General features: G+C 59.5%; 1 protein-coding gene. It reads left to right on the forward strand.

Annotated features, from left to right (window positions below; translation table 11 throughout):
* Positions 1–370 (forward strand): hypothetical protein (locus AC1DDH_RS20840; protein ID WP_476956273.1); only part of this gene is annotated, 370 nt, incomplete at both ends.

The following is a 370-nucleotide window of genomic DNA, read 5'->3' on the forward strand; positions in this document are numbered from 1 at the left end:
CGACAAGGCGATTCAGGCCGCGCTGCAGGAGGCGTACGAGTCAGGCAAACTAAGAGGCAAGCAACTGATGGATGCGCGTCGGGTCATTGAGCGTCGTCAGACCCTCGGTAGGACAACCGCCCACCGGATGCCGCGGCACAGCAGCGACATCTCCACGTCTAGCCTCATTCGCACATATCAAAATGAGGTCGAGCGCCAGAAAGCCATGGTTCGCAAGGCCGAATTCGCGCAACAACGTCTGCTGTTTGTTGTCGGAGCCTTGCGGCAGCTGTTCGCCGACGAGAACTTTGTCAATCTTCTGCGTGCAGAGGATCTCGCGACGCTCCCGAAGTATTTGTCCGAGCGCGTCTGGGCCGGAGGTGCGCTGAGA

This window comes from Arthrobacter sp. 10T425 (genome assembly GCF_056393985.1).